The organism is Herbaspirillum sp. Her3, assembly GCF_057961275.1.
The window spans coordinates 4161991-4178695 of sequence record NZ_CM176328.1 but is presented as its reverse complement, the minus strand read 5'-3'; the positions used below and the strand labels follow the sequence as shown (position 1 = coordinate 4178695).

General features: G+C 63.1%; 17 protein-coding genes. 9 read left to right on the top strand and 8 right to left on the bottom strand.

The window, feature by feature from the left end; all coding sequences use genetic code 11:
• The first annotated feature begins 104 nt into the window (after positions 1-104).
• From ACVC5H_RS19105 to ACVC5H_RS19085, 5 genes are read left to right on the top strand one after another with little or no spacing between them, the layout of a single operon-like run.
• Positions 105-1139 (top strand): branched-chain amino acid ABC transporter permease, encoded by a 1035-nt coding sequence (locus ACVC5H_RS19105; protein ID WP_489619339.1) that lies wholly within the window; start codon positions 105-107, stop codon positions 1137-1139.
• Positions 1136-3028: a branched-chain amino acid ABC transporter ATP-binding protein/permease gene (locus tag ACVC5H_RS19100; RefSeq protein WP_489619338.1), complete on the top strand. Its 1893-nt coding sequence runs from the start codon at positions 1136-1138 to the stop codon at positions 3026-3028. Before ACVC5H_RS19105 ends, ACVC5H_RS19100 begins: the two co-directional genes overlap by 4 nt.
• Positions 3018-3767, top strand: a complete 750-nt coding sequence (locus ACVC5H_RS19095) for an ABC transporter ATP-binding protein (RefSeq protein ID WP_489619337.1) — start codon at positions 3018-3020, stop codon at positions 3765-3767. Before ACVC5H_RS19100 ends, ACVC5H_RS19095 begins: the two co-directional genes overlap by 11 nt.
• 22 nt (positions 3768-3789) lie before the next feature.
• Positions 3790-4860 carry a ketopantoate reductase family protein gene (locus tag ACVC5H_RS19090; protein ID WP_489619336.1) on the top strand — a complete coding sequence of 357 codons (1071 nt, stop codon included), beginning with the start codon at positions 3790-3792 and terminating at the stop codon, positions 4858-4860.
• Between the two features lie 40 nt (positions 4861-4900).
• Complete coding sequence (locus ACVC5H_RS19085; protein WP_489619335.1) at positions 4901-5677, top strand: class II aldolase/adducin family protein; 777 nt, start codon at positions 4901-4903, stop codon at positions 5675-5677.
• Positions 5678-5789: 112 nt separating this feature from the next.
• Here ACVC5H_RS19085 and ACVC5H_RS19080 read toward each other — a convergent pair whose 3' ends face one another.
• The 8 genes from ACVC5H_RS19080 to ACVC5H_RS19045 all read right to left on the bottom strand — a co-directional run bounded on the left by ACVC5H_RS19080 (position 5790) and on the right by ACVC5H_RS19045 (position 12959).
• Entirely contained in the window at positions 5790-6398 is a 609-nt protein-coding gene (locus tag ACVC5H_RS19080) for a hypothetical protein (RefSeq protein WP_489619334.1), read from the bottom strand.
• 84 nt (positions 6399-6482) lie between these two features.
• A complete protein-coding gene (locus ACVC5H_RS19075) occupies positions 6483-7094 on the bottom strand; it encodes a hypothetical protein (RefSeq protein ID WP_489619333.1) in 612 nt (203 codons plus the stop codon).
• Between the two features lie 152 nt (positions 7095-7246).
• The gene (locus tag ACVC5H_RS19070; protein WP_489619332.1) at positions 7247-7750 is read right to left on the bottom strand and encodes a M23 family metallopeptidase; all 504 of its coding nucleotides are present in this window, start codon (positions 7748-7750) and stop codon (positions 7247-7249) included.
• A 22-nt stretch (positions 7751-7772) separates the two neighbouring features.
• Positions 7773-8129 (bottom strand): DUF2345 domain-containing protein, encoded by a 357-nt coding sequence (locus tag ACVC5H_RS19065; RefSeq protein WP_489622728.1) that lies wholly within the window; start codon positions 8127-8129, stop codon positions 7773-7775.
• Entirely contained in the window at positions 8041-8424 is a 384-nt protein-coding gene (locus tag ACVC5H_RS19060) for a hypothetical protein (RefSeq protein WP_489619331.1), read from the bottom strand. Before ACVC5H_RS19060 ends, ACVC5H_RS19065 begins: the two co-directional genes overlap by 89 nt.
• Before the next feature lie 425 nt (positions 8425-8849).
• The gene (locus ACVC5H_RS19055; RefSeq protein WP_489619330.1) at positions 8850-10157 is read right to left on the bottom strand and encodes a gallate dioxygenase; all 1308 of its coding nucleotides are present in this window, start codon (positions 10155-10157) and stop codon (positions 8850-8852) included.
• A gap of 51 nt (positions 10158-10208) precedes the next feature.
• Positions 10209-11540 carry an MFS transporter gene (locus ACVC5H_RS19050; protein WP_489619329.1) on the bottom strand — a complete coding sequence of 444 codons (1332 nt, stop codon included), beginning with the start codon at positions 11538-11540 and terminating at the stop codon, positions 10209-10211.
• 213 nt (positions 11541-11753) lie between these two features.
• The gene (locus ACVC5H_RS19045) at positions 11754-12959 is read right to left on the bottom strand and encodes a LysR family transcriptional regulator (protein WP_489619328.1); all 1206 of its coding nucleotides are present in this window, start codon (positions 12957-12959) and stop codon (positions 11754-11756) included.
• A gap of 203 nt (positions 12960-13162) precedes the next feature.
• Here ACVC5H_RS19045 and ACVC5H_RS19040 point away from each other — a divergent pair, with 203 nt between their 5' ends.
• The 4 genes from ACVC5H_RS19040 (at position 13163) to ACVC5H_RS19025 (ending at position 16666) form a co-directional block, all read left to right on the top strand.
• Positions 13163-14251, top strand: a complete 1089-nt coding sequence (locus tag ACVC5H_RS19040) for a 4-oxalomesaconate tautomerase (protein WP_489622727.1) — start codon at positions 13163-13165, stop codon at positions 14249-14251.
• A 5-nt stretch (positions 14252-14256) separates the two neighbouring features.
• Positions 14257-15300 (top strand): amidohydrolase family protein, encoded by a 1044-nt coding sequence (locus ACVC5H_RS19035; RefSeq protein WP_489619327.1) that lies wholly within the window; start codon positions 14257-14259, stop codon positions 15298-15300.
• Between the two features lie 11 nt (positions 15301-15311).
• Positions 15312-15995 (top strand): 4-carboxy-4-hydroxy-2-oxoadipate aldolase/oxaloacetate decarboxylase, encoded by a 684-nt coding sequence (gene ligK, locus ACVC5H_RS19030; protein WP_489622726.1) that lies wholly within the window; start codon positions 15312-15314, stop codon positions 15993-15995.
• Between the two features lie 215 nt (positions 15996-16210).
• On the top strand, positions 16211-16666 hold the full coding sequence (locus ACVC5H_RS19025; RefSeq protein ID WP_489622725.1) for a hypothetical protein: 456 nt from the start codon (positions 16211-16213) through the stop codon (positions 16664-16666).
• Positions 16667-16705 lie beyond the last annotated feature (39 nt).

Below are 16705 nucleotides of genomic sequence, written 5' to 3'. Positions count from 1 at the left end.
GGCCTCCACCACGGACCGGCGCAATGCTCCTCCTCCACACGCATTCCGAACCTGGCGCGCCGTTCCCGCTCAGATCGCCGCGCCGGTTCCACAAGGAAGTCGCAATGAATCTTCAAATCGTGGCGCTCCTGGGACAGGACGGCATCACCAACGGCGCCATCTATGCGCTGCTGGCGCTGTCCATCGTCCTGGTCTTCACCGTCACCCGTATCCTCCTGATCCCGCAGGGAGAATTTGTCTCCTTCGGCGCGCTGACCATGGGCATGATGCAGAACGGCCAGCCGCTCACGGTCGCCTGGCTGCTGGTGGCCCTGTGCCTGGGGGCCTGTGCCTTCGACCTCTACGACATGTGGCGCACCAGCCGGCGCCGACCCAGCCTGTGGCTGCCGGCCAAGCTGGTCTATGCGGCGGTGGTGGCGGGCGTAGCCCTGAACCTCAACTTCTCCACCATGCCGATGCTGGCGCAGATTTTGATGACCCTGCTGCTGCTGGTGCCGATGGGACCACTGATGTACCGCATGGCCTTCCAGCCCATCGCCTCGGCCTCGCCGCTGGTGCTGCTGATCGTCTCCATTGCCGTGCACGTGGCCCTGGTCGGTGTGGCGCTGCTGGTGTTCGGCCCGGAAGGCGCGCGCACCGCGCCGTTCACCGATGCCAGCCTGGAACTGGGCAGCCTGCGCTTTTCCAGCCAGGCGCTGTGGGTGATCTGCGTATCGCTGCTGCTGATCGTGGGCCTGTTCCTGATGTTCGAGCGCACGCTTTATGGCAAGGCCCTGCGCGCCGCGGCCCTGAACCGCATGGGTGCGCGCCTGATGGGCATCTCGCCGGTGTTTGCGGGCAAGGCCATGTTCCTGCTGGCCTCATTGATCGGGGTGATGTCCGGCGTGCTGATCGCGCCCATCACCACGATCTACTATGACTCGGGTTTCCTGATCAGCCTGAAGGGTTTCGTCGGTTCCATCATCGGCGGGCTGGTCAGCTATCCGGTGGCCGCCATCGGCGCGCTCGCCATTGGCCTGATCGAATCCTTCTCCACCTTCTGGGCCAGTGCCTACAAGGAAATCATCGTCTTCGTCCTGATCATTCCCATCCTGCTATGGCGTTCCCTCTCGACCCGTCACGTGGAGGAAGAAGAATGAAAACTGCTTCCTCCCGGGCTCCTTCGCGCCTCTCGGCGCGCACGGCGCTGGCCATCTTCGTGGTGTTGCTCGCAGCCGCACCGCTGGTCCTGCCGCCGTTCTACATGACCCTGCTCAACAACATCGGCCTGGCCTCGCTCGTGGTGCTGGGGCTGGTGCTGCTGACCGGCGTGGCCGGACTGACCAGCTTCGGTCAGGCGGCCTTTGTGGGTCTGGGCGCCTATTTCTCGGCGTCCCTCTCGGCCAAGGTGCTGCCGCTGCCCGAGGCCCTGCTGTGGCTGCAGTCGCCCTGGCCCGCGCTGGTGGTGGCGCTGGTGCTCACCGCTCTGCTGGCCTATGCCGTGGGCAGCGTCACGCTCAAGCTGTCCGGGCATTACCTGCCGCTGGGTACCATTGCCTGGGGTATCAGCCTGTACTTCATCTTTGGCACGCTCGAGAGCATGGGCGGGCAGACCGGCATGTCGGGCATTCCCTCCATCACGCTCTTCGGGGTGGCGCTCAGCTCCGACCGTGCCATGTTCGGCCTGATCTGGATCGCCGTGCTGCTGGGCGTGGCGGCTCTCAGCAACCTGCTGGATTCGCGCGAAGGCCGCGCCATCCGCGCCCTCAAAGGGGGCATCGTGATGGCCGAGGCCATGGGTATCAATACGGCGCGCATGCGCATCGTGGTCTTCGTCATTGCCGCCGTGCTGGCTGCGCTGTCGGGCTGGCTGTACGTCCACATGCAGCGCTTCGTCAATCCTTCGCCCTTCGGCCTGGGCTTCGGCATCGACTATCTGTTCATGGCGGTGCTGGGCGGGGCCAGCCATGTGTGGGGCGCGGTGCTGGGCTCAACCCTCATCGTGGTGCTCAAGGAATGGCTGCAAGGCCTCCTGCCGGTGCTGCTGGGACGCTCGGGCAATTTCGAGACCATCGTCTTCGGGCTCCTGATCGTGGTGCTGCTGCAGCGTTCGCGCGATGGCCTCTGGCCTTACCTGGCGCGCCTGATGCCGGTGCGCAGCCGCCGCCTGCAGATCGATCCACAGGCCCAGGCACTGCCGCGCCGCCCCATGCCGGCTCCGCACGAAGTGGTGCTGGACGTGCGCAACGTCACCCGCAAGTTCGGCGGCCTGGTAGCCAACAACGACATGAACCTGAAGGTGATGGCCGGGGAAGTGCTGGCCCTGATCGGACCCAATGGGGCGGGCAAGTCCACGCTCTTCAACCAGATCTCGGGCGTCGATACGCCGACCTCGGGCAGCGTGCAATTCCGTGGCTACGAAGTCACTGGCCGGGGCTCGCGCCACATCGCCGGGCTGGGCATGAGCCGCAGCTTCCAGCATGTGCGCCTGATGCCGCGCATGACGGTGCTGGAGAACGTCGCCATCGGTGCTTACCTGCGCGGGCAGCGTGGCGTGCTGGCCTCGATGCTGCGCCTGGATCGCCAGGAAGAGGCCCGCATCCTGGCCGAAGCCGCGCGCCAGATCGAACGGGTCGGGCTGAAGGCGCAGATGTTTGAACAGGCCGGTGCACTCTCGCTGGGCCAGCAGCGCATCCTGGAAATCGCGCGTGCCCTGGCCGCCGATCCCTGCCTGCTGTTGCTCGATGAACCTGCCGCCGGCCTGCGCCTGGGCGAGAAGCAGGCGCTGGGCGACCTGCTGCGCAAGCTGCGCGGCGAAGGCATGGCCATCCTGCTGGTGGAACACGACATGGATTTCGTCATGGAGCTGGTGGACCGCATTGTGGTGATGGACTTCGGCCAGAAGATTGCCGAGGGCTTGCCCGAAGAGATCCAGAACAATCGTGCCGTGCTGGAAGCCTATCTGGGCGTGGCCGACGAGGAAGAGGCTGCCCTCGCCGACACGGCCATGGGCGAGGCCATCGCAGCAGGAGCACATCATGGGCAATAAGGTATTGGAAGTGCGCGACCTGTCGGCCGCCTATGGCCGCGTGCAGGTGCTCTCCGGCATCGACCTGTCGGTGGAGCAGGGCAAGATCGTCACCGTCATCGGCCCCAATGGCGCGGGCAAGACCACGCTGCTCTCGGCCATCATGGGCGTGCTGCCCTCGCGCGGGGCGATGGCCTTCGATGGCACCATCCGCCACTCGCCTGAAGTGGAAGAGATGGTCGCGGCCGGCATGACCCTGGTGCCGGAGAAGCGCGAGTTGTTCTCCGAGATGAACATCGAGGACAACCTGATGCTGGGCGCCTTCCAGCGCTACCGCACCGGCCAGCGCGATCATGCCGCCACGCTGGAAGAGGTCTATACGCTTTTCCCGCGCCTGCGCGAGCGCCGCACGCAGCACGCCGGCACGCTCTCCGGCGGCGAGCGCCAGATGCTGGCGGTGGGGCGTGCGCTGATGGCCAAGCCGCGCCTGCTGATGCTGGATGAACCGAGCCTGGGCCTGGCGCCGCTGATCGTGCGCGAGATCTTCCGCATCATCGCCGAGCTGCGCCGCCGTGGCGTCTCCATCCTGCTGGTGGAGCAGAACGCACGCGCCGCGCTGCAGGTGGCCGACTACGGCTACGTGCTGGAAAACGGCGAGATCCGCATGCACGGACCGGCCAGTCAACTGGCCCATGACCGTCGCGTGATCGAGGCTTATCTGGGCTTGTCCGGAAAGCATCAGGACAAGCTGGCCGGTTGAATTTCCTTTTTGAGTGATTGCCATGAGTCAGCCAGCATCTACCACCACCTCAGCCGTTGCACCGCTGCGCATCTGCATCGCCGGTGCCGGTGCCATTGGCGGCACCCTGGCCGTGCGCCTGTCGGCGGCCGGCCACCAGGTCAGCGTCCTGGCGCGCGGCCAGACCCTGCAGGCCATCCGCGAACGCGGCCTCACCCTGCATGATTTGCACGGCACCACCCATGCGCGTCCGGCCGCCAGCCCGTCGCCCGAGTTCGGCATTCAGGATGTCATTTTTCTGTGTGCAAAAAGTCAGGACATGTCAGCCTTGCTGCCCCAGATCGCACCCATGGTCGGGGAGGACACGGTGGTCATCCCGACCAGCAATGGCGTGCCCTGGTGGTATTTCCATCGGGAGGGCGGGCGCTTCGATGGCCAGACCGTCAGGGCCGTCGATCCCGACGGTGCCCTGGCACGTGCCGTGCCGCTGGCGCAGCTGATCGGCAGCGTGCTGTTCATCACCGCCGAGGTGGAGAGTCCGGGCGTGATCCGTTCGGTCAATCCACACCTGATGGTGCTGGGCGAGCCGTCGGGCGAGATGAGCGAGCGCCTTTTGCGCGTGCGTGCAGCGGTGGAAGCGGCCGGCATCGAAGCCCGCGCCACCGACCGCATCCGCGACAAGCTGTGGACCAAGATCATCGCCAACATCAGCACCAATCCCTTGTCGGTCATCACGCAGGGCACGCTGCAGCAGCTGTACGGCTTGCCCGAATTGCGCGAGGTGGTCAGCCAGATCATGCGCGAGACCCTGCTGGTGGCCTCCAGCCATGGTGCGCGGGTGGATATTGATCCGCTCACGTTCGTGCAACTGGGCGAGGCCATGGGGGCCTTCCGTACGTCCATGCTGCAGGACCTGGAGCGTGGCCGGCCGCTGGAGCTGGCGGCCATTGGCGATGCGGTGCTGGAGATGGCCGAGCGCTATGCCATTCCGATGCCGATCACGCGCGCCGTGGTTTCGCTAGCGCGCTTTCGTGGCGAGGCGGCGCGGCAACTGAGAGAACAACAGAGAGAGCAGCAGACACAACAACCGCAGCCGGCGGCACAGGCCGCCTGAGCGCGATCAACTCACCCTACAGGATTCAGGAGCCACATCGATGAACATCATGCAATTCAGCTATGGCGCAGACAAGCCATCCCACTGCAGCGACGAGGAGTGGGCGCTGCGCATCCAGCTGGCCCATTGTTATCGCCTGGTCGATTACCTGGGCTGGACCGAGATGATCTTCAATCACATCTCGGTGCGCGTGCCGGGGCCGGAGCATCATTACCTGGTCAATCCGTTTGCGCTGAACTACAACGAAGTGACGCCGGCCAACCTGCTCAAGGTGGGGCTGGATGGGCAACTGGCCGAACCGTCGGACTACAAGGCCAATCCGGCCGGGTTTGCACTGCACAGTGCGATCCATGGTGCGCGCGATGATCTGCGCTGCGTGATCCATACGCACACCACGCCGATCTCGGCGGTGACGATGAAGAAGAATGGGTTCGAACACAACGATTTCTATGGTGCGCAATTGTTCGGGCGCATCGGCTATCACGACTTCGAGGGCATCACCCTGTTTGCCGAGGAAAAGGGGCGCATGCTGCAAAGCCTGGGTGACAAGCACATCCTGGTCTTGCGCAACCATGGCGTGGCGGTGTGCGAGAGTGATATCCAGCGTGCTTTCTTCCTGCTGTGGACGGTGCAGCGGGCGGCCGAGATCCAGGTGGCGGGACGGGCGATGGGCGGCGAGGATCAGCTGTTGCCGGATGAAGTGCGGCAGAAGTGTGCGGATCTGACGCAGCAGCTCATTCGCAATGACGGGTTTGCGGTGATTTTCTTTGAGGCGATTGTGCGCAAGATGTTGAAGGGGGTTTATCAGGTGGGTTGATCTTTGGGATGTATCAATGGGGCGGCTGGGCTGGGCGGATTTGGGCAGCTAAGCGTTGGTGCAGGCTACTGCGGCCGCCCTTTGTTCAAATTCGCTGGGACTCTTTCGGTGGTCAGTGACTGGATTCTTTTTTGATCCTGTTTCCTACCTGGATCCACAGATCCTTGATGTCCGAGAGTTTGGTTTTTTGCTTGCGCTTTACGTTGTCGAAAAAGTGAAAGTCGCTGAAGATGAAGACGCCCGGACGCAATTCATAAAGCGTGGTGTGGCACATGCTTGTGGCTCGATAGACGGGACCGTCTTCCATAAAGCAGTCGGATTCTGCAGCGTAGTTCTTGATCGGCTTCAGAATAAATGGCGTCATTGGGTAGATGGAGAGGGGTGTGACGCGCCAGTAGCCGACTTCGTATGGTGTGCGATCCGCCCAATCTTCTTCTTCGGGGACTTCGTCGCGAATTTCCACATCAGAAATGTATTCCTTGTTGGTGGTCAGGCACAATTTTCCGATCCATTGTTTTGTGATCTTTGAATGGAAAATCGCACAGTAAGTATTTGGATAATTTCGATTCTGCTGCTTCATGCTTTTTGCCAAACGCCACGTATTCGGGATGGTCACGTCTCGCATTAGCTTGGTCGCCTCCGCCTGGGTGATGACTTGTGAAAAAGCAGGTTGAATGCCTATCGGCATAAAAAGAAAAATCAGTGTTTTGATCACTTGCATATAGATTCTTACTGCTGTCGATATTGGTCTCTGCACCGGAGACGACATGGTTGTTGGCACGCAGTTTTTCATGTCTCTTCTTCTTCATTTAGGGGCGGATTCTCTTCCAATCTTTTTGCCGACATGAATCCATAGGTTTCTAATATCCGAGATTCGCGCCTTCTGTTTTCGCCTCACGTCATCGGAGAGATGAAATATGCTGTAAATGAACACGCCCTCTCGTAGTTGGTAATAGGCGCTGTGGCAGGTGTTGGTAGGTCGATAGCCGATTCCGTCCCCCAAGTTGCAGTCAATTTCGGCTGCATAGTTCTTTATGGGACGGGTAATAAATGGCGTCATCGGATAGATGAACATCGGGGTGACGCTCCAATAGCCAATCTCTTCTTTGCTGCGGTCACCCCAATGCTCTTCATCAGGTACTTCGTCCCATACGCCCACGTCAAAGCGAACTTCTTCGCTGGAAGAAATGCAGAAATTGCCAAGCCATTTTCTTCGGTCGGTGGACAAGAGAACCGTGCAATATGTGTCTCCAGTACTGCTATTCCATGGAGATGCCTTTTTGGAGATGGTCCATGCCTTTGGAATATTCAGGTCTCTTTTGACCAGCTCCAAGTCACTTTGGGATAAGGCCTGAGCATTGCCGGAGTTCGTAAAAATAAGGAGAAAAAGGAATGCTGATTTCTGATTTGCTTGCATTTACACTCCATCCATAGTGATTGATTTGGCCCATTGCGTTTCCTTCACGCGTTCGACTAAATTGTTAGGTTCTTGCGTAAGAGGATCTTTTCCGTTGATTGCTATTGCTACCACTTTGACCAACGGTTCATCGATAACGAGGGAATTTATTTTCAAATTGATTGTTTTGAATTGGTTGTCTCTAGCTCCATGCGCCCCATCTCTCCATCGATGTAGCCTACGTTCCCGATGACCTCCTTTCGATGCACGAAGCGATTGACGTGCGCGGCAGGTGCGATTGCATGCAGGTGCATGTAGAGGCTGAAGAAGACGACGCGAGCCTGTTCACCTTCGCCGATCTCGGCTTCATGCCTGATGACGACCACGCCATCGCTGGTGGCACCGTTGTACATGAGGGGATGTTCAGCTGGTAGATTGGGCAAGCCCTTGGTAGGTGGGCGCACAAAGACGATGGTGCCATCCGCAATGGCCCTGACGGGTTCATGGGCGTTGCCTGTCTTCGGAGCGGTCAGGTGAATCCCGCCATGCCACCCGAGATTGAAACTGACCGGGAAAGCGCCCCGGCCGGGCGCATCGCCGTTCATGGCCAGGTCGAGCCATTCGTCTTCGGTCTGTTGCTCCGTGCGCGGCGGCAGGAAAGGGGGACTGATCAGCATGATGTCCTCGTTGAAGAAAAAATCACTGTGAATAGGGATAGCGCTTCGGCAGATTCAAGTCGTTCGCGGGCAGCAACGGCATCGCATACGACACGCGCGCCGGACCCGTCATCGCATGCTGCGATGCCTTGGCTTCCCATGTGCCGGCCGTCCCTTGCGTGATCCCGGAGGCATTGATCTGAATGAAGGAGCCGCCAGCGGATATCAACACTTCGTCCTTCGCGTGTATCTCGATGCGCCCGCTCGTTGACAGCAGCCGAGCCACCTTCTCGGCAATCAGGTCCAGATCGTCACTCTGCGCCTGCACTTCCACCTTGCCTTTGGCGGTAAACAGCTTGATCCCGGCCTTGAAGGCGAACAGGCTGATCTTCTCTGCCACGCTGGCCAGCAGGTTTTTTCCGGTGGCGATACTGGTATTCTCCGTCACTGCCCAGGCGCTTCGCGGTATGCACGTAGCCATGCAGCGGTAGATAGTCGCCTTCGCGCTGCCTGATCCACAGGGTGACAGGCTGTGCAATCAACGCCTCCAGCGCAATGCCGGTTTCCGTGGCCAGCACATCGATGCTGACCTCGTAGCCGTGGCTCAGGCGTTCGCTGGCCACCAGCCGTTGCGGCAGGAGGATGTCTTTTCCGAGGGGGGAATCCAGCTTGAGCAGCCGGAGATGCTGTCCCATGGGCGCTAGGGAGCGGGATGAAGCATTCTGCAAGGGGGGAGCCATGCCGGGCGGTTTCCACTGAGAGATTGTGCAATCCCGGACACGGCAGTGAACAAGCTGGACGAAAACACGGCATTTTTTCTGAACTGCCTGCGCGTTGTGCTTGCCTGCGGAAAGTCCCGGATGCGGACCATGCCCGTGGACGCATCAACACAGCAGAGGCCCCGGGCGACGAAGGCGTAAGTCTCCGATGCGCGAGGTGCTTTCTCAATGGAAGGATTTCTATTTTTTCTGAGGATTAGCGCGAGGCCATCAAGAGCAGGCCACGTCTTCCCCGCGCATGTTTTGACGCAATGGCGATTTGTTTTGATGAAAGGTAGACATAAAAAATCGCGCCTGTCCCGAAGGACGGCGCGATGGAAGAAACCTCAGCGCGAGAGAGTTCAGTTGGTCCCGGTCTTGCCCCACTCCGCCGCCTTGTCCGCCGCCGCGCCGGCCACCGAATACAGCGCGCCCGGCGCATTGCGCGTCTTCTGGAACTCATCCAGCGACTGGCCGCGCATGGCCGCATAGATGTGCAGGTTGGACACGCCCACCACCGCCCCCAGCTTTTCCAGCAGGAAGAAGATCACGCCATAACGGATCATGCCCTGCCAGTCGCGCTGGCTGATCATCTCGCGTTCTTCTTGCGAGAGGCCCGCTTCCTCATAGGTTGCCTGCGGATCAGCCAGGAAGCGCTCGCGGAAAGCCGGCTGGATCAACTGGTACAGGTAGCGGTTAATGCGGTAGCGCGTATTGGCGGTCTCCAGCGTGAAGGGATAGGTGCCGCCGAGCTTCTCGATGCCATCCAGCTGGTGCGCCACGTGCTGCCGGTGGCGCTCGATCTCGCGGGCCTGCAAGGCCGCATCGGCCGCCACGGCCGGTTCATAGACCGCCACCGCGATGCCGGTCATGGAGGGCAGGTAATACTCGCGGTGCAGGCAGTTCACACCGGCCGGCATGGCGCCGCGCATGATGAGCCACATGATGACCTCGGCGCTTTCCAGCCCGCCCAGGGTCGCCAGTTCGGCATGGGTCAGGCGGGTCAGGGCTTCCGGATCGTCCTGCAGCAGGTTCAGGAACTGGTGGTCCCACGGCGTATTGTTGAAGCCGGCGCGCTCGCCATGCACCTGGTGTGACAGGCCACCGGTGGCGACGATGACCACATCGAGGTCTTCCGGATAGCTTTCGATGGCGCGGCGCAGGCCCTGGCCCAGCTTGTAGCAGCGCCGTGCCGTCGGGATCGGGAACTGCAGCACGCCCACCTGCAGCGGGATGATCTGGCCGGGCCAGCCATCCTGGTGCTCCCACAGCATCGACAAGGGCGAGAAGCAGCCATGGTCCAGCGGCTTGTTCTGGAAGAAGGCCATGTCGAATTCGTCAGCCATGAGCGAGCTGCCGATATGGCGTGCCAGCGCGGCATGTCCACCCACGGCGGGCAGCTTGCGGGCACCGCCGCCTTCGTCGGCGACCTGGTACTCGCTACCCACGCCCAGCGCAAAGGCCGAGTAATGGTCGAAGAAGAAGGAGGTGACGTGATCGTTGTAGACCACCAGCAGCACGTCCGGCTGCTTCTCCTTGAGCCATTGCTGGACCGGCTCGTAGGCCTTGAAGATGGGCGCCCAGACCTGGTCGTGCTGCTTGTTGGCATCCAGCGCGAAGCCGATGGTCGGGGTGTGCGAGGTGGCGATGGCGCCGATGATGTTGGCCATGACGATGTTCCTGTTTCAGTTGAATCCGATGTGACGGGGCCTACGGGTTGATCAGGCTGCAGCGGCCGGCCGCTGACCCATCTGGATGAAGACGATGATGAGCGCCGCCAGCGTGGCCGGCACCGCCAGGACGGCGATCACCGCACCAAAGCCCCAGCCCATCGACAGCAGCACGCCACCGGCAAAGGAGCCGAGGATACTGCCGAAGCGGCCCACGCCCAGCATCCACGATACGCCCGTGGCACGCACCACGGTCGGGTAGCAGGAGGGCGCAAAGGCGTTCAGCCCGGTCTGCGCACCGCTCATGCAGAAGCCCGCCAGCAGCACGTAGGCCGCGAACATGCCCGACTGCACGCTGCCCGAGGCCAGCAGCAGGATGAAGACGGCGCCCGAGACGTAGGCGGCGGCGATGGCGCGGCTGGGCGACCAGCGGTCCATCAGGAAGCCCACCACCAGTGCGCCCACCGTGCCGCCCAGCTGGAACAGCGCGGTGATGCTGGCGGCCTTCTCGATGGGCAGGCCGGCATCCTTGATGAGCGTGGGCAGCCAGCCCGAGAGCAGGTAGATCACCAGCAGGCCCATGAAGTAAGTACCCCACAGCGACAGCGTGGTCTTGCGATAGCTGTCCGAGAGCAGCACCTTGGCCGGCTGGCTGCCCTTGACCGGCGGTTCGCTGACGCTAAAGCGCTGGCCGTCTGCGAAGCTGCCGCCACAGACGCGCGCCAGGGTGCGGGCAATGCGTTGGGCGGGATAGTTGCGCACCACCATGAACCGCGCCGACTCCGGCACCAGCCACAGGTAGAAGGGCAGGCAGACCAGCGGAATGGCGCCGCCCACCAGCAGGACCGCGCGCCAGCCGTAGTCCGGCAGCAGGGCCGCTGCCAGGAAGCCCACCAGCGCCGAGCCGAGGTTGAAACCGGTGAACATGATGGCCAGCAAGGTGCTGCGCGAACGCTCGGGCACGTACTCCGAGAGCAGGGTGGTGGCATTGGGCATGGCCGCACCCAGGCCCAGGCCGGTCAGGAAGCGCAGGCATGAGAGCGTCACTACGTCATGCGCGGCGGCACAGGCCAGGCTGCACAGGCCGAACCAGGCCACCGCCGTCATCAGCAGTTTCTTGCGGCCGTAGCGGTCCGACAGCGGACCGACCAGCAGCGCACCGATGGCCAGGCCGATGGGCGCAGCGCTCATGACCACACCGAAGGCGGCGCGCGAAATATTCCATTCCTTCGTGATGCCGGGGGCGAGGAAGCCCATGATGGCCACGTCCATGCCGTCGGTGGCCACGATGAGGAAGCACAGGATCAGCAGTAGCCATTGATGGCCGGACATCTTGCGCCCGTTGATGTACGAGCGCACGTCCAGCGATTGTGCTGTATTCATTAAGTCTCCGTAATGGTGTCGATTTGTCGGAATCTGCCGGCTTGTCTGCACGCGGCTTGGGGTTGGCTGGTCATGGCGCGGCCAGCGCGCCTTGACTTGGCACAAAGTGTAGGGCGGGGAGGGCGGGCGAGTATTGCTTTCGGCTACCTGAGTGTTGCCATTTGCTAATCGCGATGGATTTGTGGAAGGTCGGGGAGAAGGGCTGGCCGCCGCTCAGTGCCAGTGCGCCGCAGCCGCCTCGATCTCTTCCTGCAGGGCGCGTGCCCCCGGCGAGAGGTGGGCGCCCTTGCGCCGCATGAGGCCGATACGGCGCTCCGTGCCGCGCAGGACGAACGGCAGGGTGGTGAGCTGGCCGGTGGCAATCTCATGCTGCAGCTGATGGGCCGAGATCACGGTGAGCATGTCGCTGCCCACCAGCAGGCCGCGCAGCAGCGCCAGGTCGCCGGTTTCCACGGCCGGGCGCGGCGCGGGCCAGCCGCTCTCGCGGAAGAACTGGTCGATGGAGTCGCGCAGCGGCGTGCCGGCCCGCGAGAGTACCCAGGGATAGCCGTCGAGGTCGCGCAGGGCCAGCCTCTGGCGGCCTGCCAGCGGATGGCCTGCGCGCGCGATCAGGGCGGCACCGTCCTCCACCAGCGCGCGCATGTCGAAGGTGTCGCCGGAAAAGGCGCGCAGGGCGCCGACGATGAAATCGATGCGTCCGCTCATGAGACCCGCCGCTAGCTCTTCATAGGGACTTTCCAGCGAGCGGATCTGCAGGCGCGGATGGCGCGCCAGGACCCGTGTCATGGCCGTCGGCAAGAGCTGCGAGCGCGCCAGCGGCAGCGCGCCGACCGTTACCGTGCCTTGCACCACGCCGTCGAGTGCGGCAAGGTCTTCAGGAATATGGCGCAGTTCGGCCAGGGCGCGCCCAAAGCGTTCGGTCCAGCGCCGTCCGGCATCGGTGGGCAGCATGCCGTGTGCAGTACGGAAGAACAGGGCCTGGCCGAGGATGCCTTCCAGCATCGACAACGCCTGGCTCACCGCCGAGGGCGAGACTTCCATCAAGCGCGCCACGCTGGGCATGTGATGCGTTTCGGCCAGCAGCGCAGCGGCCTGCAGGCGGCGTTCGTTGAACAGCGCATCCAGGCTGGCGACCGGCTTGCCACTGCGTTCGCGCAGGCGCAGCGCATCGTCGCGCACTTCGCGCAGTTCTGCCTCGATGCGCTCGACCCGCAGCCTGACGGCTTCCCCGGCCGTGGTGAGCAGCATGCCGCGGCCTTTGCGTTCGAACAGCTGCGTGTCCAGGCTTTGCTCCAGCGCGGCCACCGAGCGGGCCACGGCCGAGGAGGCGCGCAGCAGCGTGTCGGAAGACCGGCGCACCCCGCCAGTGGTGGCGACGACGTTGAACACGTGCAGGTGGCGCAGGTTGAGCAGGGACATGGCGGGCTGTCGGAAGGATGTTGGATTCTGAGGGTGATTAGAAAATTAGAACAGAGGAAGGCCCACAACGCAACCAAGCGGGCAGGGGGCTCACGCATACTCGGCGCCATCGTTTTCAAAGGTAAAGACCGGTGTCCGACCTCGACCTCCCTACTCCTGCCGATCCTGATGGCGCCGACCTGCTGGCCATCCCCTGCACCCTGATGCGCGGCGGTACCTCGCGCGGACCGTTCTTCCTGGCAGATGACCTGCCGCAGCAGACGGCCGCACGCGACCGCGTGCTGCTGGCCGCGCTGGGCTCGCCCGACCGGCGCCAGATCGATGGCCTGGGCGGCGCCCATCCACTGACCAGCAAGGCCGGCATCGTCCGTCGCAGCCAGGTGGCCGGGGTGGACCTGGAATTCCTGTTTGCGCAGTTGCAGCCCGAATCGGATCGCGTCGATACCACGCCCAACTGCGGCAACATGCTGGCCGCCGTGCTGCCCTTTGCCATCGAACGCGGCCTGATCGCCACCGCTCCCGAGACCACCACGGCGCGCATCCTGACGATCAACACCGGCATGCAATGCGACGTGACAGTGCAGACACCGGGCGGCCGTCTGCGCTACCGGGGCGATACCCGCATTGATGGCGTGCCGGGGACGGCCGCGCCGGTACGCATCAACTTCCTCGAGACGGCAGGTTCAGTGTGCCCGACGATGCTGCCCACGGGCCGCGTGCTGGACCGGGTGCGCCATGCCACGGCCAGTGGCGAACAGCGCGAGATCGCCGCCACCCTCATCGACAATGGCATGCCCATGGTGCTGGTGCGGGCCGCAGACTTTGGCCTGGCCGGTGATGAAAGCGTGGCCGCCCTCAATGCCGATAGCCTCCTCAAGGAACGGCTGGAAGCCCTGCGCCTGGCCTGCGGGCCGTTGATGGGCCTGGGCGACGTGGCCGGCAAGAACTATCCCAAGATGTGTCTGCTATCAGCCCCCACGGCGGGCGGCACGATCTCGACCCGCTGCTTCATCCCGCATGTCTGCCACGAAGCCATCGGCGTGCTGGCCGCCGTCACGGTGGCTACCGCCTGCGTACTGGAAGGCTCGGTGGCGCAAGGGCTGGCGGTGGCCGGCAGCGGCTTGCAGCGCACCGTCTCGGTGGAACATCCCACCGGGGAATTCAGCGTCGCGCTGGAACTGGACCCGCGCGACCCGCAACAGATACTGCGTGCCGCGCTGCTGCGCACGGCGCGTCCCATCCTGCGCGGGGAAGTCCTGGTCCCCGCCGACCTCTTGAACGAACATCCTTAAATCCCATGCGAGACTCCCTCATCATCGACTGCCATGGTCACTACACCACGGCGCCCAAGGCGCTGGAAGACTGGCGCAACCGGCAGATCGCCAACCTGAACACGCCCGAACTGGGCCCCAAGGTGGCCGAGCTGAAGATCAGCGACGACGAACTGCGTGAATCCATCGAGAGCAACCAGTTGCGCCTGATGAAGGAGCGCGGCGCCGATCTCACCATCTTCTCGCCGCGCGCCTCCTTCATGGCGCACCACATCGGCGACCTCAACACCAGCCAGACCTGGGCAGCCATCTGCAACGAGTTGTGCCATCGCGTCGCGCAGCTGTTCCCTGACCACTTCATCGGCGCGGCCATGCTGCCGCAGTCGCCGGGCGCAGATATCCGCACCTCGATTGCCGAGATGGAAAAGTGCGTCAGGGAATATGGTTTCGTCGGCATCAACCTCAATCCGGATCCCTCGGGCGGCCATTGGACTGCGCCGCCGCTGTCCGACAGGTCCTGGTATCCGCTCTACGAAAAGATGGTCGAGCTGGAAGTGCCGGCCATGATCCACGTGAGCACCAGTTGCAATGCCTGCTTCCACACTACCGGTTCGCACTACCTGAATGCGGACACCACGGCCTTCATGCAGTGCCTGACCAGCGACCTGTTCAAGGACTTTCCGACGCTGAAGTTCCTGATCCCGCACGGCGGTGGTGCCGTGCCCTACCACTGGGGTCGTTTCCGTGGCCTGGCCCAGGAGATGAAGAAGCCGCTGCTCAAGGATCACCTGCTCAACAACATCTTCTTCGATACCTGCGTCTATCACCAGCCGGGCATCGACCTGCTCACCCGCGTCATTCCCGTGGACAACGTGCTGTTTGCCTCCGAGATGATCGGCGCAGTGCGCGGCATCGATCCCGAGACCGGCCATTACTACGACGACACCAAACGCTACATCGAGGCCGCCGCACTGAGCCCCGCCGAGCGCCACCAGATCTACGAAGGCAATGCCCGCCGCGTCTACCCGCGCCTGGATGCCGCCCTGAACGCGAAAGGACTCACCGCATGAGCACTCCCCTGATCAACCAGCTTGGCGTGGTCAAGCGCCATATCGAACGTGCCGACACCGCTGCCGTGGAGCGTCTCGGCAAACTGGGCGTAGCCACCGTGCATGAGGCGCAGGGCCGCACCGGCCTGCTGAAACCCTATCTGCGTCCCATCTATCCCGGCGCGGCAGTGTCGGGCACGGCCGTGACCGTGCTGCTGCACCCCGGCGACAACTGGATGATGCACGTGGCGGCCGAGCAGATTCAGCCGGGCGACATCGTGGTGGCGGCCATCACGGCCGAATGCACCGATGGCTATTTTGGCGACCTGCTGGCCACCAGCTTCATGGCACGCGGCGCCCGGGGGCTCATCATCGATGCCGGCGTGCGCGACGTGAAGGTCTTGAAGGAAATGGGCTTCCCGGTATGGAGCCGCGCCATCAGCGCCAAGGGCACCATCAAGGCCACGCTGGGCTCGGTCAACGTGCCGGTGGTCTGTGCCGGTGCGCTGGTCAATCCGGGCGACGTGATCGTGGCCGACGATGACGGCGTGGTCGCCGTGCCCGCTGCCGATGCGCTGCGCGTGGCCGGGGTGGCGCAACAGCGTGAAGACCTCGAAGGCGAGAAGCGCGCGCAACTGGCCGCCGGCGTGCTGGGGCTGGATATGTACAAGATGCGCGGTCCGCTGGAAGCGGCCGGACTGAAATACATCGACTGAACCCGGTGGGTAACAGCGAGGGGAGAGTAGAGCGTCCACGCAGAAGAGGCGCACGACCACAACAAGAAGGCGCATCGAGCGCATCAAAAAAACGGGACTTCACCTGTCCCGCCATTTCGCCAATCCAAAGAGCAGGAGACACCATGCAAACCGCAATCCACGCGGCCGCCCCCACGGCGGCCAACACCTCATCCGTCTGGAACAGCCGCTCCGCCATGCTGCGTGCCGGTATCGTCGGCGGCCTCACGGGCGGCATCATCATCTGGATCTATGAAGCGCTGATCTGGGTCGGCGCCCAGCATCTCATGCCGCTGGCGGGCATTCCGCGCAATGCCACCGGACTGGTGTTCGGCAAGGATATCCAGGAGGCCCTTGGGCCGCTGGCCTATGTGTTGGGCACTGGCATTCATTTCTTCTTCACGCTGGTGTGGGGCATCCTGTTCGCGGCAATCTGGCCGCAGCTGCGTCGGCGCGGCTATGAGGCTACGCTGGTGGCCTTGTTCTACGCCATGCTTGCCTGGATCGCGATGCATGTGGCCATCATGGTCGCCGGCGACAACCATCCCAACTACTACGACCCCGCCGTCATCATCGGCGGCTTCATGTCGCACTTCTTCTTCACCGTGCCACTGGCACTGATCGTGAAGAAGCGTCTCGAACAACAAGTCTGATTCCTTGCGCCGGCCAGGCCGCCCATGCCGTCCAGGCAG